16 protein-coding genes are annotated in these 17,576 nt (G+C 62.2%); 8 read left to right on the forward strand and 8 right to left on the reverse strand.

What is annotated here, in order from left to right:
- Positions 1 to 15 precede the first annotated feature (15 nt).
- On the reverse strand, positions 16 to 822 hold the full coding sequence (xdhC, locus tag E9677_RS09325) for a xanthine dehydrogenase accessory protein XdhC (RefSeq protein WP_136557813.1): 807 nt from the start codon (positions 820 to 822) through the stop codon (positions 16 to 18).
- Between the two features lie 130 nt (positions 823 to 952).
- On the opposite strand from xdhC, the gene E9677_RS09330 reads away from it, so the two are divergent.
- Positions 953 to 1,834: a hypothetical protein gene (locus E9677_RS09330; RefSeq protein WP_136557814.1), complete on the forward strand. Its 882-nt coding sequence runs from the start codon at positions 953 to 955 to the stop codon at positions 1,832 to 1,834.
- A 3-nt stretch (positions 1,835 to 1,837) separates the two neighbouring features.
- On the opposite strand, the gene xdhB is transcribed toward E9677_RS09330, so the two are convergent.
- The 3 genes from xdhB to E9677_RS09345 form a co-directional block, all read right to left on the reverse strand.
- Positions 1,838 to 4,174: a xanthine dehydrogenase molybdopterin binding subunit gene (gene xdhB, locus E9677_RS09335; RefSeq protein WP_136557815.1), complete on the reverse strand. Its 2,337-nt coding sequence runs from the start codon at positions 4,172 to 4,174 to the stop codon at positions 1,838 to 1,840.
- 2 nt (positions 4,175 to 4,176) lie between these two features.
- Positions 4,177 to 5,649, reverse strand: coding sequence for a xanthine dehydrogenase small subunit (xdhA, locus tag E9677_RS09340; protein ID WP_136557816.1), 1,473 nt, complete (start codon positions 5,647 to 5,649; stop codon positions 4,177 to 4,179).
- Between the two features lie 90 nt (positions 5,650 to 5,739).
- Positions 5,740 to 6,513, reverse strand: a complete 774-nt coding sequence (locus E9677_RS09345) for a 3-hydroxybutyrate dehydrogenase (RefSeq protein WP_136557817.1) — start codon at positions 6,511 to 6,513, stop codon at positions 5,740 to 5,742.
- Between the two features lie 232 nt (positions 6,514 to 6,745).
- Here E9677_RS09345 and E9677_RS09350 point away from each other — a divergent pair, with 232 nt between their 5' ends.
- On the forward strand, positions 6,746 to 7,792 hold the full coding sequence (locus E9677_RS09350) for an LLM class flavin-dependent oxidoreductase (protein WP_136557818.1): 1,047 nt from the start codon (positions 6,746 to 6,748) through the stop codon (positions 7,790 to 7,792).
- A 39-nt stretch (positions 7,793 to 7,831) separates the two neighbouring features.
- Complete coding sequence (gene map, locus E9677_RS09355; protein ID WP_136557819.1) at positions 7,832 to 8,584, forward strand: type I methionyl aminopeptidase; 753 nt, start codon at positions 7,832 to 7,834, stop codon at positions 8,582 to 8,584.
- Between the two features lie 30 nt (positions 8,585 to 8,614).
- Here map and E9677_RS09360 read toward each other — a convergent pair whose 3' ends face one another.
- A complete protein-coding gene (locus E9677_RS09360; protein WP_006725732.1) occupies positions 8,615 to 8,851 on the reverse strand; it encodes a hypothetical protein in 237 nt (78 codons plus the stop codon).
- A 214-nt stretch (positions 8,852 to 9,065) separates the two neighbouring features.
- Here E9677_RS09360 and sbmA point away from each other — a divergent pair, with 214 nt between their 5' ends.
- On the forward strand, positions 9,066 to 10,346 hold the full coding sequence (gene sbmA, locus E9677_RS09365; RefSeq protein WP_136557820.1) for a peptide antibiotic transporter SbmA: 1,281 nt from the start codon (positions 9,066 to 9,068) through the stop codon (positions 10,344 to 10,346).
- Positions 10,347 to 10,425: 79 nt separating this feature from the next.
- Here sbmA and E9677_RS25150 read toward each other — a convergent pair whose 3' ends face one another.
- A complete protein-coding gene (locus tag E9677_RS25150) occupies positions 10,426 to 10,581 on the reverse strand; it encodes a hypothetical protein (protein ID WP_168801158.1) in 156 nt (51 codons plus the stop codon).
- Positions 10,582 to 10,647: 66 nt separating this feature from the next.
- A complete protein-coding gene (locus tag E9677_RS09370) occupies positions 10,648 to 11,664 on the reverse strand; it encodes a polysaccharide deacetylase family protein (RefSeq protein WP_136557821.1) in 1,017 nt (338 codons plus the stop codon).
- A 129-nt stretch (positions 11,665 to 11,793) separates the two neighbouring features.
- Between E9677_RS09370 and E9677_RS09375 the strand changes: the two genes are divergently transcribed.
- The 3 genes from E9677_RS09375 to der all read left to right on the forward strand — a co-directional run bounded on the left by E9677_RS09375 (position 11,794) and on the right by der (position 14,618).
- On the forward strand, positions 11,794 to 12,372 hold the full coding sequence (locus E9677_RS09375) for an NnrU family protein (RefSeq protein WP_136557822.1): 579 nt from the start codon (positions 11,794 to 11,796) through the stop codon (positions 12,370 to 12,372).
- A 108-nt stretch (positions 12,373 to 12,480) separates the two neighbouring features.
- Positions 12,481 to 13,152: a tetratricopeptide repeat protein gene (locus E9677_RS09380; RefSeq protein ID WP_136557823.1), complete on the forward strand. Its 672-nt coding sequence runs from the start codon at positions 12,481 to 12,483 to the stop codon at positions 13,150 to 13,152.
- A gap of 38 nt (positions 13,153 to 13,190) precedes the next feature.
- On the forward strand, positions 13,191 to 14,618 hold the full coding sequence (gene der / locus E9677_RS09385; RefSeq protein ID WP_136557824.1) for a ribosome biogenesis GTPase Der: 1,428 nt from the start codon (positions 13,191 to 13,193) through the stop codon (positions 14,616 to 14,618).
- A 9-nt stretch (positions 14,619 to 14,627) separates the two neighbouring features.
- Here der and E9677_RS09390 read toward each other — a convergent pair whose 3' ends face one another.
- Complete coding sequence (locus tag E9677_RS09390; RefSeq protein ID WP_136558135.1) at positions 14,628 to 15,722, reverse strand: glycosyltransferase family 4 protein; 1,095 nt, start codon at positions 15,720 to 15,722, stop codon at positions 14,628 to 14,630.
- A gap of 190 nt (positions 15,723 to 15,912) precedes the next feature.
- Here E9677_RS09390 and bglA point away from each other — a divergent pair, with 190 nt between their 5' ends.
- Positions 15,913 to 17,574 (forward strand): beta-galactosidase BglA, encoded by a 1,662-nt coding sequence (gene bglA / locus E9677_RS09395; RefSeq protein ID WP_136557825.1) that lies wholly within the window; start codon positions 15,913 to 15,915, stop codon positions 17,572 to 17,574.
- Positions 17,575 to 17,576: the final 2 nt, after the last annotated feature.

Below are 17,576 nucleotides of genomic sequence, written 5' to 3' on the forward strand. Positions count from 1 at the left end.
TCTTCACGCGTCGATTCAAGAGCCTCCGCTCATGAGTACACCAAGCAGCTCCGCGGCAACCATGGCTGCGATCACCGCCGGCCGCTTGTCCTTCACCGCACCGCCGCCAATCGGCAGGGTCAGGCGGTCGAGAGTGTCGCGGTCCACGCCCTCGCGCTTCAGAAACGAGGCGAAGGTGGCGCGCTTGGTCTTCGAGCCGATCATGCCGACATAGGCGAGATCAGAACGGGCCAGCGCTTCCTTGGCGATCAGGAAATCCAATGCATGGTCGTGGGTGAGGATAACGACAGCCCCGCCGGGTTTCAGCTGTGCAACTTCCGCCTCGGGCATGGCTGCGCGGCGGAAGGTGATGCCCTTGGGCAGGGTGCCATCGATCTCGGTTCGAGAATCGATAAGGGTCACGGCAAGAGGCAGGGGCTGAAGGGCGCGGGCAAGCGCGAGGCCGACATGGCCGGCACCGAAGAGCATGACCTGTGGAAAGGCGTCCCGTTCTGCCTGCAGGCGATGCGCCAATTCGGCAGCGATGGTCGCATCGATCGAGCGGAAAGACAAAAGCGTGCGACCGCCGCAGCATTGGCCGATCTCCGGGCCGAGCGGCACGTCTAGCGTGTCTGCGACTGTCTCGCCGGCCAGCAGCCGACGAGCGTGGCCGATTGCCATGAATTCCAGATATCCGCCACCGATCGTGCCCCAGAGCGCTGTTTCGGCGACCAGCATCATCGTGCCCGCCTCGCGTGGAGCCGAGCCCTTGGTCTCGGCGACTTCGACGAGCACGGCGTTTTGGTGGGCGGCGAGGAAGGCAGTGAGGGTGGGGACAGTCATGATGGTCCGATCCTAGCATTACGCGGTGGGAACTGGACAGCAGGGCTTCGGGTTTATTCCACCAAGGTTTCACCGCGCCCGTAACATGCCTGCCGTGTTATGGTTCCGCATCACAAGCTCGGGAGCGGGAATGACCAGAACCAAAGGCTTGATCGTCTGGCTGCTCGTGGCGGCTTTCGCCGGGGCACTGTTCCTCGTCAATCCGCTGGCGGATATCGCCGCTCAATTCAGCCGCGACGTTACGCTCGGCAGCGGTGCGCTCTACACGACGTTGCGGGTGGCGAACTCGGTGATGAGCGTGGCACGCGACGCCGATATCACCGGCGGCGTCGGCGTGGCCTCAGTCACCGCCAGCCCCGGCCAGTTGCTCCAGCCTGTGATCAACACGATCGAGCGCATGGTTGATCTGCTGTTCGGGCTCGCCATCGTATCCGGCATACTGTCGCTCATACTTGTGCCGGTGGCGAAGGTTGCCTCCATCGGGCTTGCAGCCTGCGCGCTGTTCTGCGCCGGCATAACGCTGACCGCCCGGCGCGTGCCGCCCATGCTGGAGCGCCTGACGCGGTCGGTCATCGTGCTGGGCGTCCTCGGCGCGGTTTTGCTGCCGGCATCCTATACCATCGCCTTCTACGCTGGAGATGCGATCACCGATCGAGCCTGGACCAATGCGACGGATGTTTTTGATCGCATGCAGGGCCAGCATGCGTTTGCCGGTGTCGACGAGGCCGCCGGTACCGCCGGCGTCCTCTCACCCACCGACCGGATCCCGCCGACAGAGGACGGCATGTTTGACCGTCTCGGCACAGCATTCACAGGCACCTTGCAGGCAGCCTCCGACATGGCGGCCACGGCGGCTGCCAATGCGCAGATCATCCGGGACGGCGTGGCGATCTCGACGGACCTGTTTGCCGCCTCGATCGGCATTGCTACCGCCTATCTGGTCAAGCTCTTGGTTCTGCCGATCCTGATCCTGGCGGCCATGCTCTATCTGCTGCGGTCTGCCCTGCGTTGAGCCTTAAGCCCGCTTCAGCTTCTCTACCGCCATCAGCACGCGCTCGGGTGTCGCCGGTGCATCGAGCCGTGGGCAGATGCGATAATCCGCGACTGATGCGACAGCCATCGACAGTGCTTCCAGAACCGAGATCGCCAGCATGAAGGGCGGCTCGCCCACGGCCTTGGAGCGGCCGATGGTGGGCTCTGAGTTTTCCGACCAAGGCACCAGTCGCGTATTGAAGATCTTCGGCCGGTCGGAGGCGAGCGGGATCTTGTAGGTAGAGGGGGCATGCGTCCTGAGGCGTCCCTTGCCGTCCCACCAGAGTTCTTCCGTGGTGAGCCAGCCCATGCCCTGGACGAAGCCGCCCTCGATCTGGCCGATGTCGATAACAGGGTTCAGCGACTTTCCGACATCGTGCAGGATGTCGGTGCGCTCCATCAGATATTCGCCCGTCAGCGTATCGATCGAAACTTCCGTGCAGGCGGCGCCATAGGCGTAGTAATAGAAAGGGGTGCCGCGACCGGCGGCGCGGTCCCAGTGGATCTTCGGCGTCTTGTAGAAGCCGGCGGCAGACAGTTGGACACGGCCGAAATAGGCCTGTTTGACGAAATCGCCGAACGTGAAAATCTGGTCGCCAACCCGCACGCGGTTGGGCAGGAACTCGACCTCGGAGGCGGAGATGCCGTATTTCTCAGCGGCAAAGGCGACCAGTCGCTCCTTGATCTGGCGGGCGGCGTCGTATGCCGCCATGCCGTTCAGGTCCGAGCCTGACGAGGCGGCGGTGGCCGAGGTGTTCGGCACCTTGGCAGTCGTCGTCGCCGTGATCTTCACCGTGTCGACATCGACCTGGAAACAGTCGGCGACGACCTGAGCGACCTTGGTGTAGAGGCCCTGGCCCATTTCGGTGCCGCCATGGTTCAGATGGATCGAGCCGTCCTGGTAGATATGCACGAGCGCACCCGCCTGGTTGAAGGCGGTCATGGTGAAGGATATGCCGAATTTTACCGGGGTGAGGGCGATGCCCTTCTTGATGACAGGGCTCGTGCGGTTGAACTCGAGGATGGCTCGGCGACGGGCCTGGTAATCGCACGAGGTTTCCAGTTCCTCCACGACCTTCAGGATGATGTTGTCTTCCACCTGTTGGTGGTAGGGGGTTACGTCGCGCCCCGAACCCTTCTCGCCATAGAAATTGGCCTTGCGGATTTCGAGCGGATCCTTAGCCAACGCATAGGCGATCTCCTCGATCACCCGCTCAGCCCCCAACATGCCCTGTGGCCCACCGAAGCCGCGATAGGCGGTGTTGGAGACGGTATGGGTCTTCAAGGGCTGCGAGGTCAGTTTCACATGCGGATAGAAATAGCTGGAATCGGCATGGAAGAGGGCGCGGTCGGTGACCGGGCCTGACAGGTCCGAGGAGTAACCGCAGCGGGCGGCGAAATTGGCCTCGATCGCATGGATCTTTCCGGCATCGTCGAAACCGACGTCGAAATCCATCTTGAAGTCATGGCGCTTGCCGGTGACGCCCATGTCCTCGTCGCGGTCGGGGCGGAATTTGACGGCGCGCTTCAGCTTCTTGGCGGCGAGTGCGGCAAGGGCTGCAAACTGGTTGCCCTGGGTCTCCTTGCCGCCGAAGCCGCCGCCCATGCGCCGCGTGTTCACTGTGATGGCGTTGGAGGGGATGTCGAGCACATGACCGACGATGTGCTGGATCTCCGACGGATGCTGTGTCGAGGACCATACGGTGACGTCGTCGTCCTCGCCGGGGATGGCGAGCGCGATATGGCTTTCGAGATAGAAATGCTCCTGGCCGCCGATGCGCATCGAGCTCTTTATGCGGTGCGCCGCCTTGTCGAGTTCGGTCTCCGGCGTGCCGCGCTTCAGTGTCATGCCGGGGGTGACGAGCGGGCTGCCATTCTCCAGCGCGCCGTCGATATCGGTCCAGAAGGGCAGGTCGCGATACTCGACCTTGGCGAGGCGGGCGGCCTTGCGGGCGGCGTCACGGGTTTCGGCGATGACCGCAAAGATGGTCTGGCCGTGGAATTCGATTTTGTCGGTCGCGATCAGTGGTTCGTCATGGCGGCCGCCGGAGGAGACGTCATTGACGCCGGTGATGTCGTCTGCCGTCAGCACACAGACGACGCCGGGATGGGATTTCACCGCCGAGAGATCGATCGACAGGATCTCGGCATGGGCGCGATCCGCCATGCCGAGCGCGCCGTGCAACAGGCCAGCAGGTTCGGGAATATCATCGATATATTCGGCACTTCCGGCGACATGCTTGTGCGCTGAATCATGCCTGAGCGACTGGTGCATCGGCCCCTTGATGTATTTCGTCGTCTCGTAGGTCGCCTTATCCATGATCACGCCTCCTCCGTCGCGAAGCGCTGCAGTTCCTGCGGCGTTCCCGAGATTTCGAGGAAGAAACGGGTGAGCAGGTTCTTCGCCGTCAGTTGGCGATATCCGGCTGTTGCGCGCCAGTCGGTGAGCGGCTTGTAGTCGAGGTCGAAGGCGTCGCGCGCGGCTTCCATGGTCGCCTGGGTGAAGGGCTTGCCATAGAGCGCTGCTTCAACCGACCGCGCCCGCTTCGGCGTTCCTGCCATGCCGCCGAAGGCGATGCGGATGTGTGTGACCACGCCGCTTGCGTCCAGCTCCAGGTGGAAGGCGCCACAAAGGGCGGAGATATCCTCGTCGCGGCGCTTGGTGATCTTGTAGACGGCTACGTGGCTGTCCGCCTTGGGGTGCGGCACAAGCATGCTTTCGACCAATTCGCCCGGCTGGCGGTCCTGCTTGCCGTAGTCGATGAAATAGTCCTCGAGCGGCATGGTCCGCGTGCCGGACGCCGAACGCAGCGTAACGGTCGCCGAAAGTGCGATCAGCGCTGGCGGGCTATCGCCGATGGGCGAGCCATTGGCGATATTGCCGCCGATCGTGCCCATGTTGCGCACCTGCTGGCCGCCAATGCGCTCAATCAGGCGACCGAAGGCGGGGATTTCCTGGCGTAGCACCTCGAAGGCGCCGTTATAGCTTACTCCGGCGCCCATCGTGATGCCTTCAGGCGTGACTTTGATTTTCTGCAACTCTTCCAGGTGGTTGATGAAGACGACAGGGTCGAGCACGCGCATCTGCTTGGTGACCCAGAGGCCGACATCGGTCGCGCCGGCGACCACTGTTGCCTTGGGATGGGCGGCAAGTGTCTCGGCCAGGCCTTCGACGCTGCCGGGCACGACGAGACGGCGACCATCGGAGCCTGACAGCGCGATGGTCTCGCGGGTCGCCAATTCTTCAAGCCGCGCGATGATCTCGGCGCGTTCGCGCTCCAGCGGATCGAAGAGGGCTGATGGTCGGACGCGGGCCACCTGTTCGGCGGCCTTCACGATCGGCTCGTAACCCGTGCAGCGGCAGAGATTGCCTTGCAGCGCGCGCTCGATCTCGGCGCGGCTGGGGTTCTCCGAAGTGAGCCACAAGCCGTAGAGCGACATGACGAATCCGGGCGTGCAGAAGCCGCATTGCGAGCCATGACAGTCGACCATGGCCTGCTGTACGGGATGCAGCGTCCCGTCTTTTGCGCCTAAGTGCTCAACCGTCACCACGTGGGTGGCGTTCAGCGAGCCGACGAAGCGGATGCAGGCATTGACCGTTTCATACACGAGCCGGCCCGAGACCAGCCGCCCGACCAGCACCGTGCAGGCGCCGCAGTCGCCCTCGGCACAACCTTCCTTCGAGCCCGTCAGCCGGCGCTTCAGGCGCAGGAAGTCGAGCAGCGTCTCGGTCGGGTCGAGGCTGGATAGGGCGATATCCTCGCCGTTCAGGATGAAACGGATGCTGTCTGCCATGTATGGATCGTGTCCCCCTCGGTGTCCGGCTGCCGGACTGCTGCGTCGCTCGACATGTGATGGTGAGCGGCGCAGCGTCATCTTTCAAGTCTATTGTGCAGTCCAGCCACCATCAATCGAGATCGAGGTGCCTGTCACCTGTGCGGCCGCGTCGCTCGCGAGATAGACGGCGAGCGCCGCCACCTGGTCGACCTCGACAAATTCCTTGGTCGCCTGCAGATGCAGCATGACGTCGTTCTTCACCTGGTCCTCGGAGATCCCGCGCGCCTTGGCGGTGTCGGGGATCTGCTTTTCGACCAGCGGGGTCAACACATAACCGGGGCAGATCGCATTGACCGTGATCCCTTCCTTCGCGGTCTCCAGCGCCACAGTCTTGGTCAGGCCAAGCACGCCGTGTTTGGCGGTCACATAGGCCGATTTGAAGGGTGAGGCGACGAGGCCGTGGGCCGAGGCGATGTTGATGATGCGACCCTTCTTCTTTGCCTTCATGCCGGGAATGGCGGCGCGAATCGTGTGGAAGGCGCTCGACATGTTGATCGCGATGATCAGGTCCCATTTGTCGATCGGGAAGTCCTCGACCGGGGAGACGTGCTGGATGCCGGCATTGTTGACGAGCACGTCGATGCCGCCGAATTCGCGCTCGGCAGTCGCGATCAGGTCGGCGATCTCGGCCGGCTTCGACATGTCGGCGCCGTGATATAGCGCCTTGCCGCCTGATGTTTCCAGCGACTGGCGGACTTTTTCGATTTCGGCTGCATCGCCAAAGCCGTTGATCACGACATTGGCGCCTTCCGCCGCGAAAGCCTTGGCAATGCCGAGGCCAATGCCGCTGGTGGAGCCGGTGACGACAACTGTTCTTTTCATCTGAATTTTCCTTTTCGACGGACGCCGATGGATGGCGGGCGGTTTGTTGCACCCGCGAAATCAAAGGTTAGTCTCAAAAGAAGTTCCGGTGCAACGGCGTTTTGCCGCAGCTTGAGACGCAAGGGCCACTTCCGTGACCGGTGACGCGAGACACACTGTTCGCTGCCAAGCTCTTTTGTCTGCAGCCGGAAATCTCTATGTCAAGGACAACACACGCAATCAGGAGCTTGCCATGGAACTCGGCCTCTACACATTCGCCGACGTCGACCCGAATGCGCCCAACAAGGGCGCGGAAGCCAAGCGCCGCGTCGACGAGCTGCTGGCCGAAATCCGCCTGGCGGACGAGGTCGGTCTCGATGTCTTCGGCCTTGGCGAGCATCACCGCCCTGATTACATGGCGTCCTCGCCGGCGACGATCCTCGCGGCCGCTGCCGTGCAGACGAAGAATATCCGGCTGACAAGCGCCGTATCGGTGCTGTCGTCGGACGATCCGGTGCGCGTCTTCCAGCAATATGCCACCGTCGACCTGCTCTCGAACGGCCGCGTGGAGATGATGGCCGGGCGTGGCTCGTTCATCGAGAGTTTTCCGCTGTTCGGCTACGACCTCGAGGATTACGATCTGCTGTTTGCCGAAAAGCTGCAGCTCTTGATGGAAATCCGCGAAAACGAGGTGGTCACCTGGGACGGCCAGACCCGCAAGCCGATCCAGGGCAGGGGTGTCTATCCGCGCCCGCTGCAGGATCCGCTGCCTTTGTGGATCGCTATTGGCGGTACGCCACAGTCCGCCGCCCGTGCCGGCTATCTCGGCCTGCCGCTGGCGCTCGCGATCATCGGCGGTGAGCCGCATCGGTTTGCGCCGATGTTCGATCTCTACCGCCAGAGTGCAGCCAAGGCCGGCGTTGATCCCTCGACGCTGAAGACCAGCATCAACGTGCACGGCTTCATCCACGACACGACACAGTCGGCCGCCGACATCTTTTATGCACCGCAGGCGGTGGTGATGGACCGCATCGGCCGCGAGCGCGGCTGGGGCCCCACCAACCGGGCGCAGTTCGATGCATCGCGCAGCCCGCGCGGCGCGCTCTTCGTCGGCGATCCTGAAGCCGTGGCGGAAAAGATCGTCGCCATTCATGGCATCTTCAAGAACGACCGCTTCCTGATGCAGATGGCGATCGGCCCCATGCCGCATGTCGAGATCATGCGCGGGATCGAGCTTTACGGCACGAAAGTTGCGCCCTTGGTGCGCAAGGCGTTGACGGAGAAGGCGTCGGCTGCGTAAGCACGGAAGCTTCAGCCGAAGAAGCATCGAAGGACCAGCATGATCGTCGAAACCGAAGAGGACCTCGTCCATCTGAAAGACATCGGGCGCATCTGCGCGACGGCGGTCAAGGTCATGGCGGCAGCGCTCGAGCCCGGCATCACGACCCGCGAGCTGGACCTGATTGGCCGCAAGGTATTGGAAGACAATGGCGCGCAGTCGGCGCCCGAGCTCTGCTACCAGTTTCCCGGTGCCACCTGTATTTCGGTGAATGAAGAGATCGCGCACGGCATTCCGGGCGACCGGGTGATCAAGGCGGGCGATCTGGTCAATATCGATGTCTCGGCGGAAAAGCTCGGCTATTTCGGCGACACCGGCTCGTCCTTCATCGTGCCGCCGGGCACGGCGAAGCAGGAACGGCTGCTGCGCGACGGCAAGCGGGCACTCTGGGTCGGGCTGAACCAGGTGAAGACCGGTCGCCCACTCGCCGATATCGGCAATTCGATCGGGGCGTTTGCCCGCAAGAACCGCTATACGCTGATCACCAATCTCGCCAGCCACGGCGTCGGCCGCTCCCTGCACGAGGAGCCGACCGAGCTTTCGACCTGGCCGGATCCGGACGAGACGCGGATCATGGAGGAGGGGCTTGTCTTTACCGTCGAGCCGTTTCTTTCGCTCGGTGGCCAATGGGCCGAGGATGGCGACAAGGACAACTGGACCCTCTACAGCGAGCCGCGTGCGCCGACCGTGCAGTTCGAGCACACGATCGTGGTTACCAAGAATGGGCCGCTGGTCTTGACGCTCGCCGATTGAGGCGAGCGTTTTGTCGGAAGGATTGCCCGCTTATTCCGACTTCGAAAAGCCGACCGCGACGCCCTTCTTCTTGAAATAGGACTGCATGATCTTGCGGCCCTGACGGTTGGACTGGGCGAGCTTCGACGGCTCGAAAACCGCTTCCTTGACGCCTTCCTTGGCCATGGCCGCCTTGAGGGCTGCAATGTGGAGATCGATTTCCTCATTGTCGTTGTTGATCGAGGTGTAGATGTTGTCGATGGCCTGCTGCAGGCTGAGGTCGCTCATTTGGCACTCCTGAAAAAGTTCGTGCCTCTCCCTAGCGAATTCTGGCCGGGAGGCAAGCGAAGCGTAAATCTCCCGGCTCGGCCTAACCTTACAAACCCTTAATTTTCGCGGGGGTAATTCCGCCACAATTTGGCGATGCCATTGCTGGCCGGAACCTTCTGCCCTAGGTTCCCGGCAGGTTCTACAGGACTTCTCCCACACGAAGGTTTCCCGCGTGTTTCACTCCTTCTTCCCTCAGCCTAAGCTGTTCTTCACTTCCGCAGCGCTCTGGACTCTCGTCTGCATCATTGTCTGGTACACCGTCGGCCCGCAGATCGGTGCCGCGATCGGGCTTCCGCCGCTTGCCGAAGGACAGCAGCCGCCGGTCGGGCTCGCCTTCTTCTTCACGCCGGACAATCTCTGGTTCTATCTTTACTTCACTATCTTCGTTCTGATCTTCGGGGCCGTCTGGCAGGTGATCGCCAAGGATCATCCCTGGACCAATTGGTCGATCTGGGGCTCGGCTTTCATCATCTTCATTGCTTATTTCAGCGTGCAGATTTCGGTCGCCGTCAACAATTGGCGCGGCCCCTTCTTCGACCTCTTCCAGAAGGCGTTGAATGGCGACGGTACGGTCACGGCTGGTCAGCTCTACGAACTGCAGCTCCGCTTCCTCGAAATCGGCATGGTCGGCGTCACGCTCTCGGTGTTCACGGCCTTCTTCACCAACCACTATGTCTTCCGCTGGCGCAATGCGATGAACGACTTCTACATGTCGAAGTGGGACAAGCTGCGCCACATCGAAGGTGCCTCGCAGCGTGTCCAGGAAGACACGATGCGCTTCGCCAACATTCTCGAAGGCCTCGGCGTCGCGCTGATCAACTCGGTCATGACGCTGGTCGTCTTCCTGCCGATCCTCTTCCGCATGTCCGAGAATGTCAGCGAACTGCCGATCATCGGTGCCGTTCCGCATGCGCTCTTCTGGCTTGCCATATTCTGGTCCGCCTTCGGCACGATCCTGCTGATGGTCGCCGGCATCAAGCTGCCGGGCCTCAACTTCAGAAACCAGCGCGTCGAAGCCGCATTTCGTAAGGAACTCGTCTATGGCGAGGACAATGCGGATCGGGCCGAGCCGGTGACGGTACGTGAGCTCTTCTCCAATGTGCGGCGCAACTATTTCCGCATGTACTGGCACTACACCTATTTCAACGTCGCTCGGTACACCTATGGCCAGCTCGACGCGATCTTCCTGACCTTCATTCTCATCCCGACCATCGTCGCCGGCAAGATCACCATGGGTCTCTGGCAGCAGATCGCCACCGCCTTCGGCCAGGTGACGGACAGCTTCCAGTATCTTGTCAGCTACTGGTCGACGATCATCGAGCTTCTGTCGATCCACAAGCGTCTCAAGGCTTTCGAAGCTGCCATCGACGGCGAACCGCTTCCTGCGATCGACCAGCGTTACCTCGAGCGCGAGGCTGCCGAAGGCGAGATCGCAGCGGATCGCCCGTACTGAGATCGAGAGACTTTGGACGCCATCACAAAGGCCGCGTCGGGAAACCGGCGCGGCCTTTGTCTAGAATGGTGACCGTGTCTCAGGCCTGCTGTGTCGCGATGTCCACAAACGATGCCAAGCCATCCTGTAGCCACGCATAGGCCTCTGGCTGGGTGAACAGCGAGAGGCCGATGGCGACGGCGCCGATGGTGGCGGCAATCACGCAGGCACAGGCGATGAAAAACAGGATCTTCATGAACTTTCCCGGGTTTGTGTTGCCGCTTATCGGGCCTGACGGCGGGCACGTAAATGCGTCACGCGATCACATGGCGCCGGGCGTTGCCGTCGAGCCATCCCGGCTTTCCAGCATGTCGAGTGCTTCTGAATAGGTGACGCAAGCGACATCGGGGCGGGGACAGACTTCCGCGACCAGCCGCTCCATCGCCGCCCAATAGGCGCCGCCGTTCATGGTGACGAAGTGCACGCCGATCTGCAGTGGTATGCGGTCGCCATTGTACTGCGTCTCGAAGGCTTGCCTGAATGCCTTGTAGCTTCGCTCGGCGAACTCGTCGCCCTTCGACGGGTGGTCGATGCCCGCCGAATGGCGGATGAAGAGATTGTAGTCCATGGCGATGATGCGCCGTTCTCTGGGCCCTTCCGGGATCAGCGGCAGGCCGAAGCGGGCGAGGCCGGTTTTCTTTACCGGCAGGGCTGGGTCATGGGTGACCACACTCGCATCGTAGCGGAAGCCGTGCTCGCGCTCGGCCTGGAACAGGCTGTCGGGGGCAGAGAGATAGGGCGCGCGGAAGCCGGTGATGTCATTCTTTACGAAGTCCGCCCAGTCCTTCGGCTCGCGGTCGGCGAGGCCATTGTCCTTCCACGCATTGAGGAGAACCTGGTCGAAGGTTTCGAATTCGTTCAGCCACTGCGCTTTCGTCCAGTCCTTGCCGTCGAAATGGCCGCAGGTGTGGCTGGCGATCTCGTTGCCTTCGCTGCGCGCCTTCCAGATATGATCGAGCCTGACAGACACTTCCTCGACGTCGGATGCAAAGCCGATATTTGAACGGCCGGCCTTGATGCCGGGGGCCTTGTAGTCGGCGGCGCGGGCCCTTGGGATCAAGGTTGCGCAGGAGAGGAAGTAAGTGAAGTGCGCATCGGCGCGCTTGGCGATGTTGCGGCTTCGTGCCCAGAGCCTGTTGTCGTGGGCGCCGTCGAAGGAGACGAGCAGCAGTTGTTTCGGCTTTGCCCCGCCCGCGCCTTCTGCCGCAGGGCCCGGCTCCCGGGCGACCGCCGTGGAGGCCGAAAGGGCAAGGGAAACGGCGATCAAAGAACGAAACATCAGCAAACACCCGGCAATCAACAGGATGTGCTGCCTCCCATCCAAATGCGGCGAAGCTTTGAACAGGCTGGATATTCGAACGTCAGACCAGTAAGGCTTTGGGCAACTCGACCCGAAAGGTTCTCACTCATGACACTTCTCATTCTCGGCATCATCCTGTTTCTGGCCACCCATCTGATCCGCGTCGTCGCGCCCGGTTTTCGGGTTTCAATGATTGAGCGGTTTGGCGAGACCGGCTGGAGGGTGATCAATTCGGTGATGAGCCTTGTGTCGCTCGTTGTCTTGATCTGGGGCTATGCCACCGCGCCTGTCATCAATCTCTGGTTCCCGCCTGACGGCATGAACCACCTGACGACGACGCTGATGCTCTTAGCCATGATCTGTCTGGTCGCCGGCTTCCTGCCGGCCGGACACATCGCCACCAAGACCAAGCACCCGATCGTGCTGTCGATCAAGATCTGGGCGGCTGCCCATCTGCTCGCCAATGGTGATCTCGCTTCTGTTCTGCTGTTCGTGGCCCTTCTGGGTTGGGGCGTGGTGCTCCGGATCAGCTACAAGCGTCGTATGCGGGCAGGTGAACTCGTCTTGCGCCCCTTCGTTTCGGCGCGATGGGATGCCATTGCGGTGGTCGGCGGTATCGTCGTTTGGGCCCTTATCACCATGTGGCTGCACAAACTGTTGATCGGTGTTGCGCCGCTTGCCATGTGACGGCTTAAGCCTCTTGGCGGTTTTCCCCTTACAAGCGGGCAAAAATCGGCTAGAAGGCCGCTCACGCATGAGACTGCATCGAAAGGCCGGCATTGCCCGGGGGTATGAATGGTTGACCAGAACGACAGCTTTATCCGCGAAGTGAACGAGGAGCTCCGCTCCGACCAGGTGCGCAATGCCTGGAAGCGCTACAGCCGCATCATCATAGGTGCTGCCGTGGTGATCGTTCTCGGCACGGCGGGTCATCGGCTCTGGACCCATTGGGATTCGACCCAGGCATCGGATGCCGGCGACAAGTTCCTGGCGGCACTCACGCTCGCCGACCAGGGCAAGCGCGACGAGGCGGAAGCTGCCCTGCAGGCGCTCGAACAGGACGGTTATGGAGCCTATGGCATCCTCGCCCGTTTCCGTGCCGCTTCGGTCTTGGCCGAAAAGGGTGAACCTGCCGGTGCCATCGCGTCCTTCAAGTCGATCGGCGACGATGCTTCGATCCCGGAAGCCGTGCGCAATACCGCCAAGGTTCGCGCCGCCTGGCTGCTTGTCGATGCCGGCACTTACGAAGATGTCTCCGCCATGGTCGAGACCATGGCGACGCCGACCAATGCCATGCGTCACGCCGCCCGTGAAGCGCTCGGCCTCGCCGCCTACAAGGCCGGCGACATGACCCGTGCCCGCGAGTGGTTCGAACAGATCATTGAAGACGCGGAAGCCCCGCGCAACGTCGCCAACCGGGCCCAGATGATGCTCGACAACATCAAGGCATCCGGCAAGGCGCCGTAACAACAACAAGGCCTTAAAGGCCGGAAAGCTAACGTTCCATGAGTTTCACAGTCGCCATCGTCGGGCGCCCGAATGTCGGCAAATCCACGCTTTTCAACCGCCTCGTCGGGAAGAAGCTGGCGCTGGTCGATGATACCCCGGGTGTGACCCGTGACCGCCGTCCGGGCGATGCCAAGCTCGTGGACCTGCGTTTCACCATCATCGACACCGCCGGTCTCGAAGAGGCAGGGCCCGAGACGCTGCAGGGCCGCATGCGGGCCCAGACGGAAATGGCAATCGATGAGGCGGACTTGTCGCTCTTCGTCGTCGATGCCAAGTACGGCCTGACGCCCGTCGATCAGGCACTCGCCGAAATGCTGCGTCGTCGTGGTCGGCCTGTGGTGCTGGTCGCCAACAAGTCGGAAGCGCGTGGCTCGGATGCCGGCTTCTATGACGCCTATACGCTGGGTCTTGGCGAACCGGTGCCGATCTCGGCCGAACACGGCCAAGGCATGATCGATCTGCGTGACGCGATCGTCGAGGCAATCGGCGAGGAGCGCGCCTTCCCCGAGGAAGAGGATGTCGCCGAGACAGATGTTGTGCTTTATCAGGACGACGACCTCGAAGGCGAGGAAGACGAGGCTGAACCCGAATATGACGAAACCAAGCCGCTGCGGGTTGCGATCGTCGGTCGCCCGAATGCCGGCAAGTCTACGCTGATCAACCGCTTCCTCGGCGAAGACCGGCTGCTGACCGGCCCCGAGGCCGGCATCACCCGCGATTCGATTTCGGTCGAGTGGGACTGGCGCGGCCGCACGATCAAGATGTTCGACACCGCCGGCATGCGCAAGAAGGCGCGCGTGCAGGAGAAGCTCGAGAAGCTCTCCGTCGCCGATGCGCTGCGCGCCATCCGCTTCGCCGAAACTGTCGTCATCATTTTCGACGCAACCATTCCCTTCGAAAAGCAGGACCTGCAGATCGTTGATCTCTGCCTGCGCGAAGGTCGTGCCGCCGTGCTCGCTTTCAACAAGTGGGATCTGGTAGAGGATCCGCAGGCGTTCCTGACCGACCTGCGGGAAAAAACCGAACGGCTTCTGCCGCAGGCACGGGGCATCCGCGCCGTGCCGATCTCGGGCCATACCGGGTATGGCCTGGAAAAGCTCATGCAGAGCATCGTCGACACCGACAAGGTGTGGAACAAGCGCATCTCGACTGCCAAGCTCAATCGCTGGCTCGATGCAGTCACGACGCAGCATCCGCCACCGGCCGTGTCGGGCCGTCGCCTCAAGCTGAAATACATGACGCAGGTCAAGGCCCGCCCGCCGGCCTTCATGATTTCCTGCACGCGTCCTGATTCCCTGCCGGAAAGCTATGTGCGTTATCTGACCAATGGTCTTCGCGCCGATTTCGACATGCCGGGTGTGCCGATCCGCATCCACTTCAAGGCGGGCGAGAACCCCTTCGAGGGCCGCAAGAGGCGCCGCTGATCTCTAGCCTCACTCGGTGGCTGGACGCCCGTGGGCGTCCAGCTCTGCCGGGCGGGTGCCGAAACGCTGCCTGAGGCCCCGCTTGCGGCGCTGCTCCTTGGCTTCCACGACATTGTCGAAGAACTGCTCTGTAGCCGCTTCCCAGGAATAGGTCTCGGCCAGCCTGCGCGCCGAGATCGGCGAGGCCTGGAGGGCTGCGATACAGGCGATCTGCAGGTCGTGATCGAGCGCGCCCGCATTTGAACCGGCCGGGATGATGTCGATGGGGCCAGTGACCGGGTAACCGGCCACGGGCACGCCCGAGGCGAGCGCCTCGAGGATCGTGTTGCCGAATGTATCGGTTTTCGACGGGAAGACGAAGACATCGGCTTGCGCATAGGCGCGGGCGAGATCGTCACCGTGTTTGACGCCGGTAAACAACACGTCTGGATACCGTGCCTGAAGCTCGGCACGTGCCGGGCCATCACCCACCACCACTTTCGAGCCGGGCAGATCCAGATCGAGGAAAGCCGGAAGGTTCTTTTCGACAGCGACGCGGCCGACCGTCATGAAGATCGGGCGGGCAAGGCCGAAGGGTTTTTCCGACTTTTCGCGCGGGTGGAAATGGGCCGTGTCGATTCCACGGCTCCAGAGGCAGAGATTGTTGATGCCACGGGCGGCAAGCTCCCGCCGCAGGCTCTCGGTCGCCACCATGCAGGCGCCGCCGCGATTGTGGAACCAGCGGACAAAGGCATAGAGCCAGGCGAGCGGAACGGGCAGTCGCGCCGCCACATATTCCGGGAAACGGGTGTGATAGGTGGTGGAAAAGGGGCGCTTGTTGCGCAGGCACCAGTGCCGCGCCATCAGCCCAAGCGGACCTTCGGTCGCGATATGCACATAGTCCGGCTGCTGTTTTTCGATCATGCGACCGATGCGGCCGGGAAGGGCGAGCGACAGGCGGATCTCCGGATAGGTCGGCATGGGCACGCTGCGAAACTGCTCCGGCGTGATCATCGAGACCTCGACGCCCAGTTTCTTCAGTTCGCGGTTGGTGGTCTCGATCGAGCGGACGACACCGTTCACTTGCGGGTGCCAGGCATCGGTGACGATGGTCAGTCTCGGCATGGCGCGTCCGCCCTCATCCGAACGGCCGCCGGAGCGGCGATTCTGCTTCACAAGCTGTCCCACGCCTTATCGGAGGGGAACATTACAGCTTGATGTCAGTCTTCGCCGAGGGTGTTTGACATTGGCGGCGCAAGTCGGTTGCCTAGAGTCTGACGCCGCTCCAGACCGATTCCCGCCGAAGGATCCGCCCATGATCAAGTCTCCCGCCAAGGCCGCCCATTCCAAGACTGCCGACTGGTGGCGGGGTGCGGTGATCTACCAGGTCTATCCGCGCTCTTTCCAGGATACCGACGGCGACGGGATCGGCGATATCAAGGGCATCATCCAGCGGCTGCCATACATCGCTTCGCTCGGCGTGGACGCAATCTGGCTCTCGCCCTTCTTCACCTCGCCGCAGGCCGACATGGGCTACGACGTGTCCGACTATTGCGACGTCGACCCGATGTTCGGGACGCTCGCCGATTTCGACCGGATGATGACGGAGGCGAAGCGGCTCGGGCTCAAGGTGATCATCGACCAGGTGATCTCGCACACGTCGGACCAGCATCCCTGGTTCAAGGAGAGCCGTACCAGCCGCGACAATGCGAAAGCCGACTGGTTCGTCTGGGCCGCAGCCAAACCCGATGGCACCGCGCCGAACAACTGGCTCTCGGTCTTCGGTGGTCCGGCCTGGGAATGGGACGGGGTGCGCAAGCAATATTACATGCACAACTTCCTCGCCTCGCAGCCTGATCTCAACTTCCACAATCGCGAGGTTCAGGACGCGGTGCTGGATGCCGTGAAGTTCTGGCTCGAGCGGGGCGTGGACGGTTTTCGGCTCGACACTGTGAACTACTATGTCCACGACAAGGAGTTGAGAGACAATCCGCCCCATGTGCCCGACAGCGAAGAGGCGGGGCTCGATGCGCCTGACGTCAACCCTTACGGCATGCAGAGCCATCTCTACGACAAGACCCAGCCCGAGAATATCGAGTTTCTCAAGCGGTTCCGCGCGCTGCTCGACCAGTATCCGGATCGCACCACCGTCGGCGAAGTCGGCGACGGGGCACGCTCGCTGAAGACGGTGGCGGCCTATACGTCCGGCGGCGACAAGCTGCACATGTGCTACACCTTCGACCTGCTCGGGCCTGACTTCACCCCGAGCCATATCCGCCACTGCGTCGACAGATTTCAGAAACAGGTCAAGGACGGCTGGGTCTGCTGGGCCTTTTCCAATCATGATGTGACGCGCCATGTCAGCCGCTTCATGCATCGGCCGGAAGAGCGGGCTGCCGTCGCCAAGCTCGCGATCTCGGTGCTATCAAGCCTGCGTGGCTCGATCTGCCTCTATCAGGGTGAGGAGCTGGGAATGCCTGAAGCGGAGCTTTCGTTCGAGGATCTGCGCGACCCCTACGGCATCCGCTTCTGGCCGGCCTTCAAGGGGCGCGACGGATGCCGCACGCCGATGGTCTGGGAAAAGGGCAAGAAGCAGGCCGGGTTCTCCACCGGGAAACCCTGGCTGCCGGTGCCGGTCGAACACCAGTCGCTCGCTGTCGATACTCAGGAGAAGGACGAGGGCTCTGTGCTTGCGCATTACCGTGCCACGCTCGCCTTCCGCAAACAGCACGAGGCACTGCTCGACGGGGACATGCATTTCGTCGCGACCAATGAAGACGTACTTGCCTTCGTCCGGACACACGGCCACGAACGTCTTCTCTTCGTTTTCAACCTGCGGCGCGGGCCGCAGGAGTTGACGGTGCCGAACGGGCATGCCGTGCACGAGATCCTGCCCATGCCCGGCCTGAGCGGCACGGTGGTCGATGGCGAAATCAGGCTCGGGCCGCTCGACGGCATCTGCGCGAGGGTCTCGTGAGG

Source organism: Peteryoungia rhizophila, from assembly GCF_004912145.1.
Taxonomy (GTDB): Bacteria; Pseudomonadota; Alphaproteobacteria; order Rhizobiales; family Rhizobiaceae; genus Allorhizobium; species Allorhizobium rhizophilum.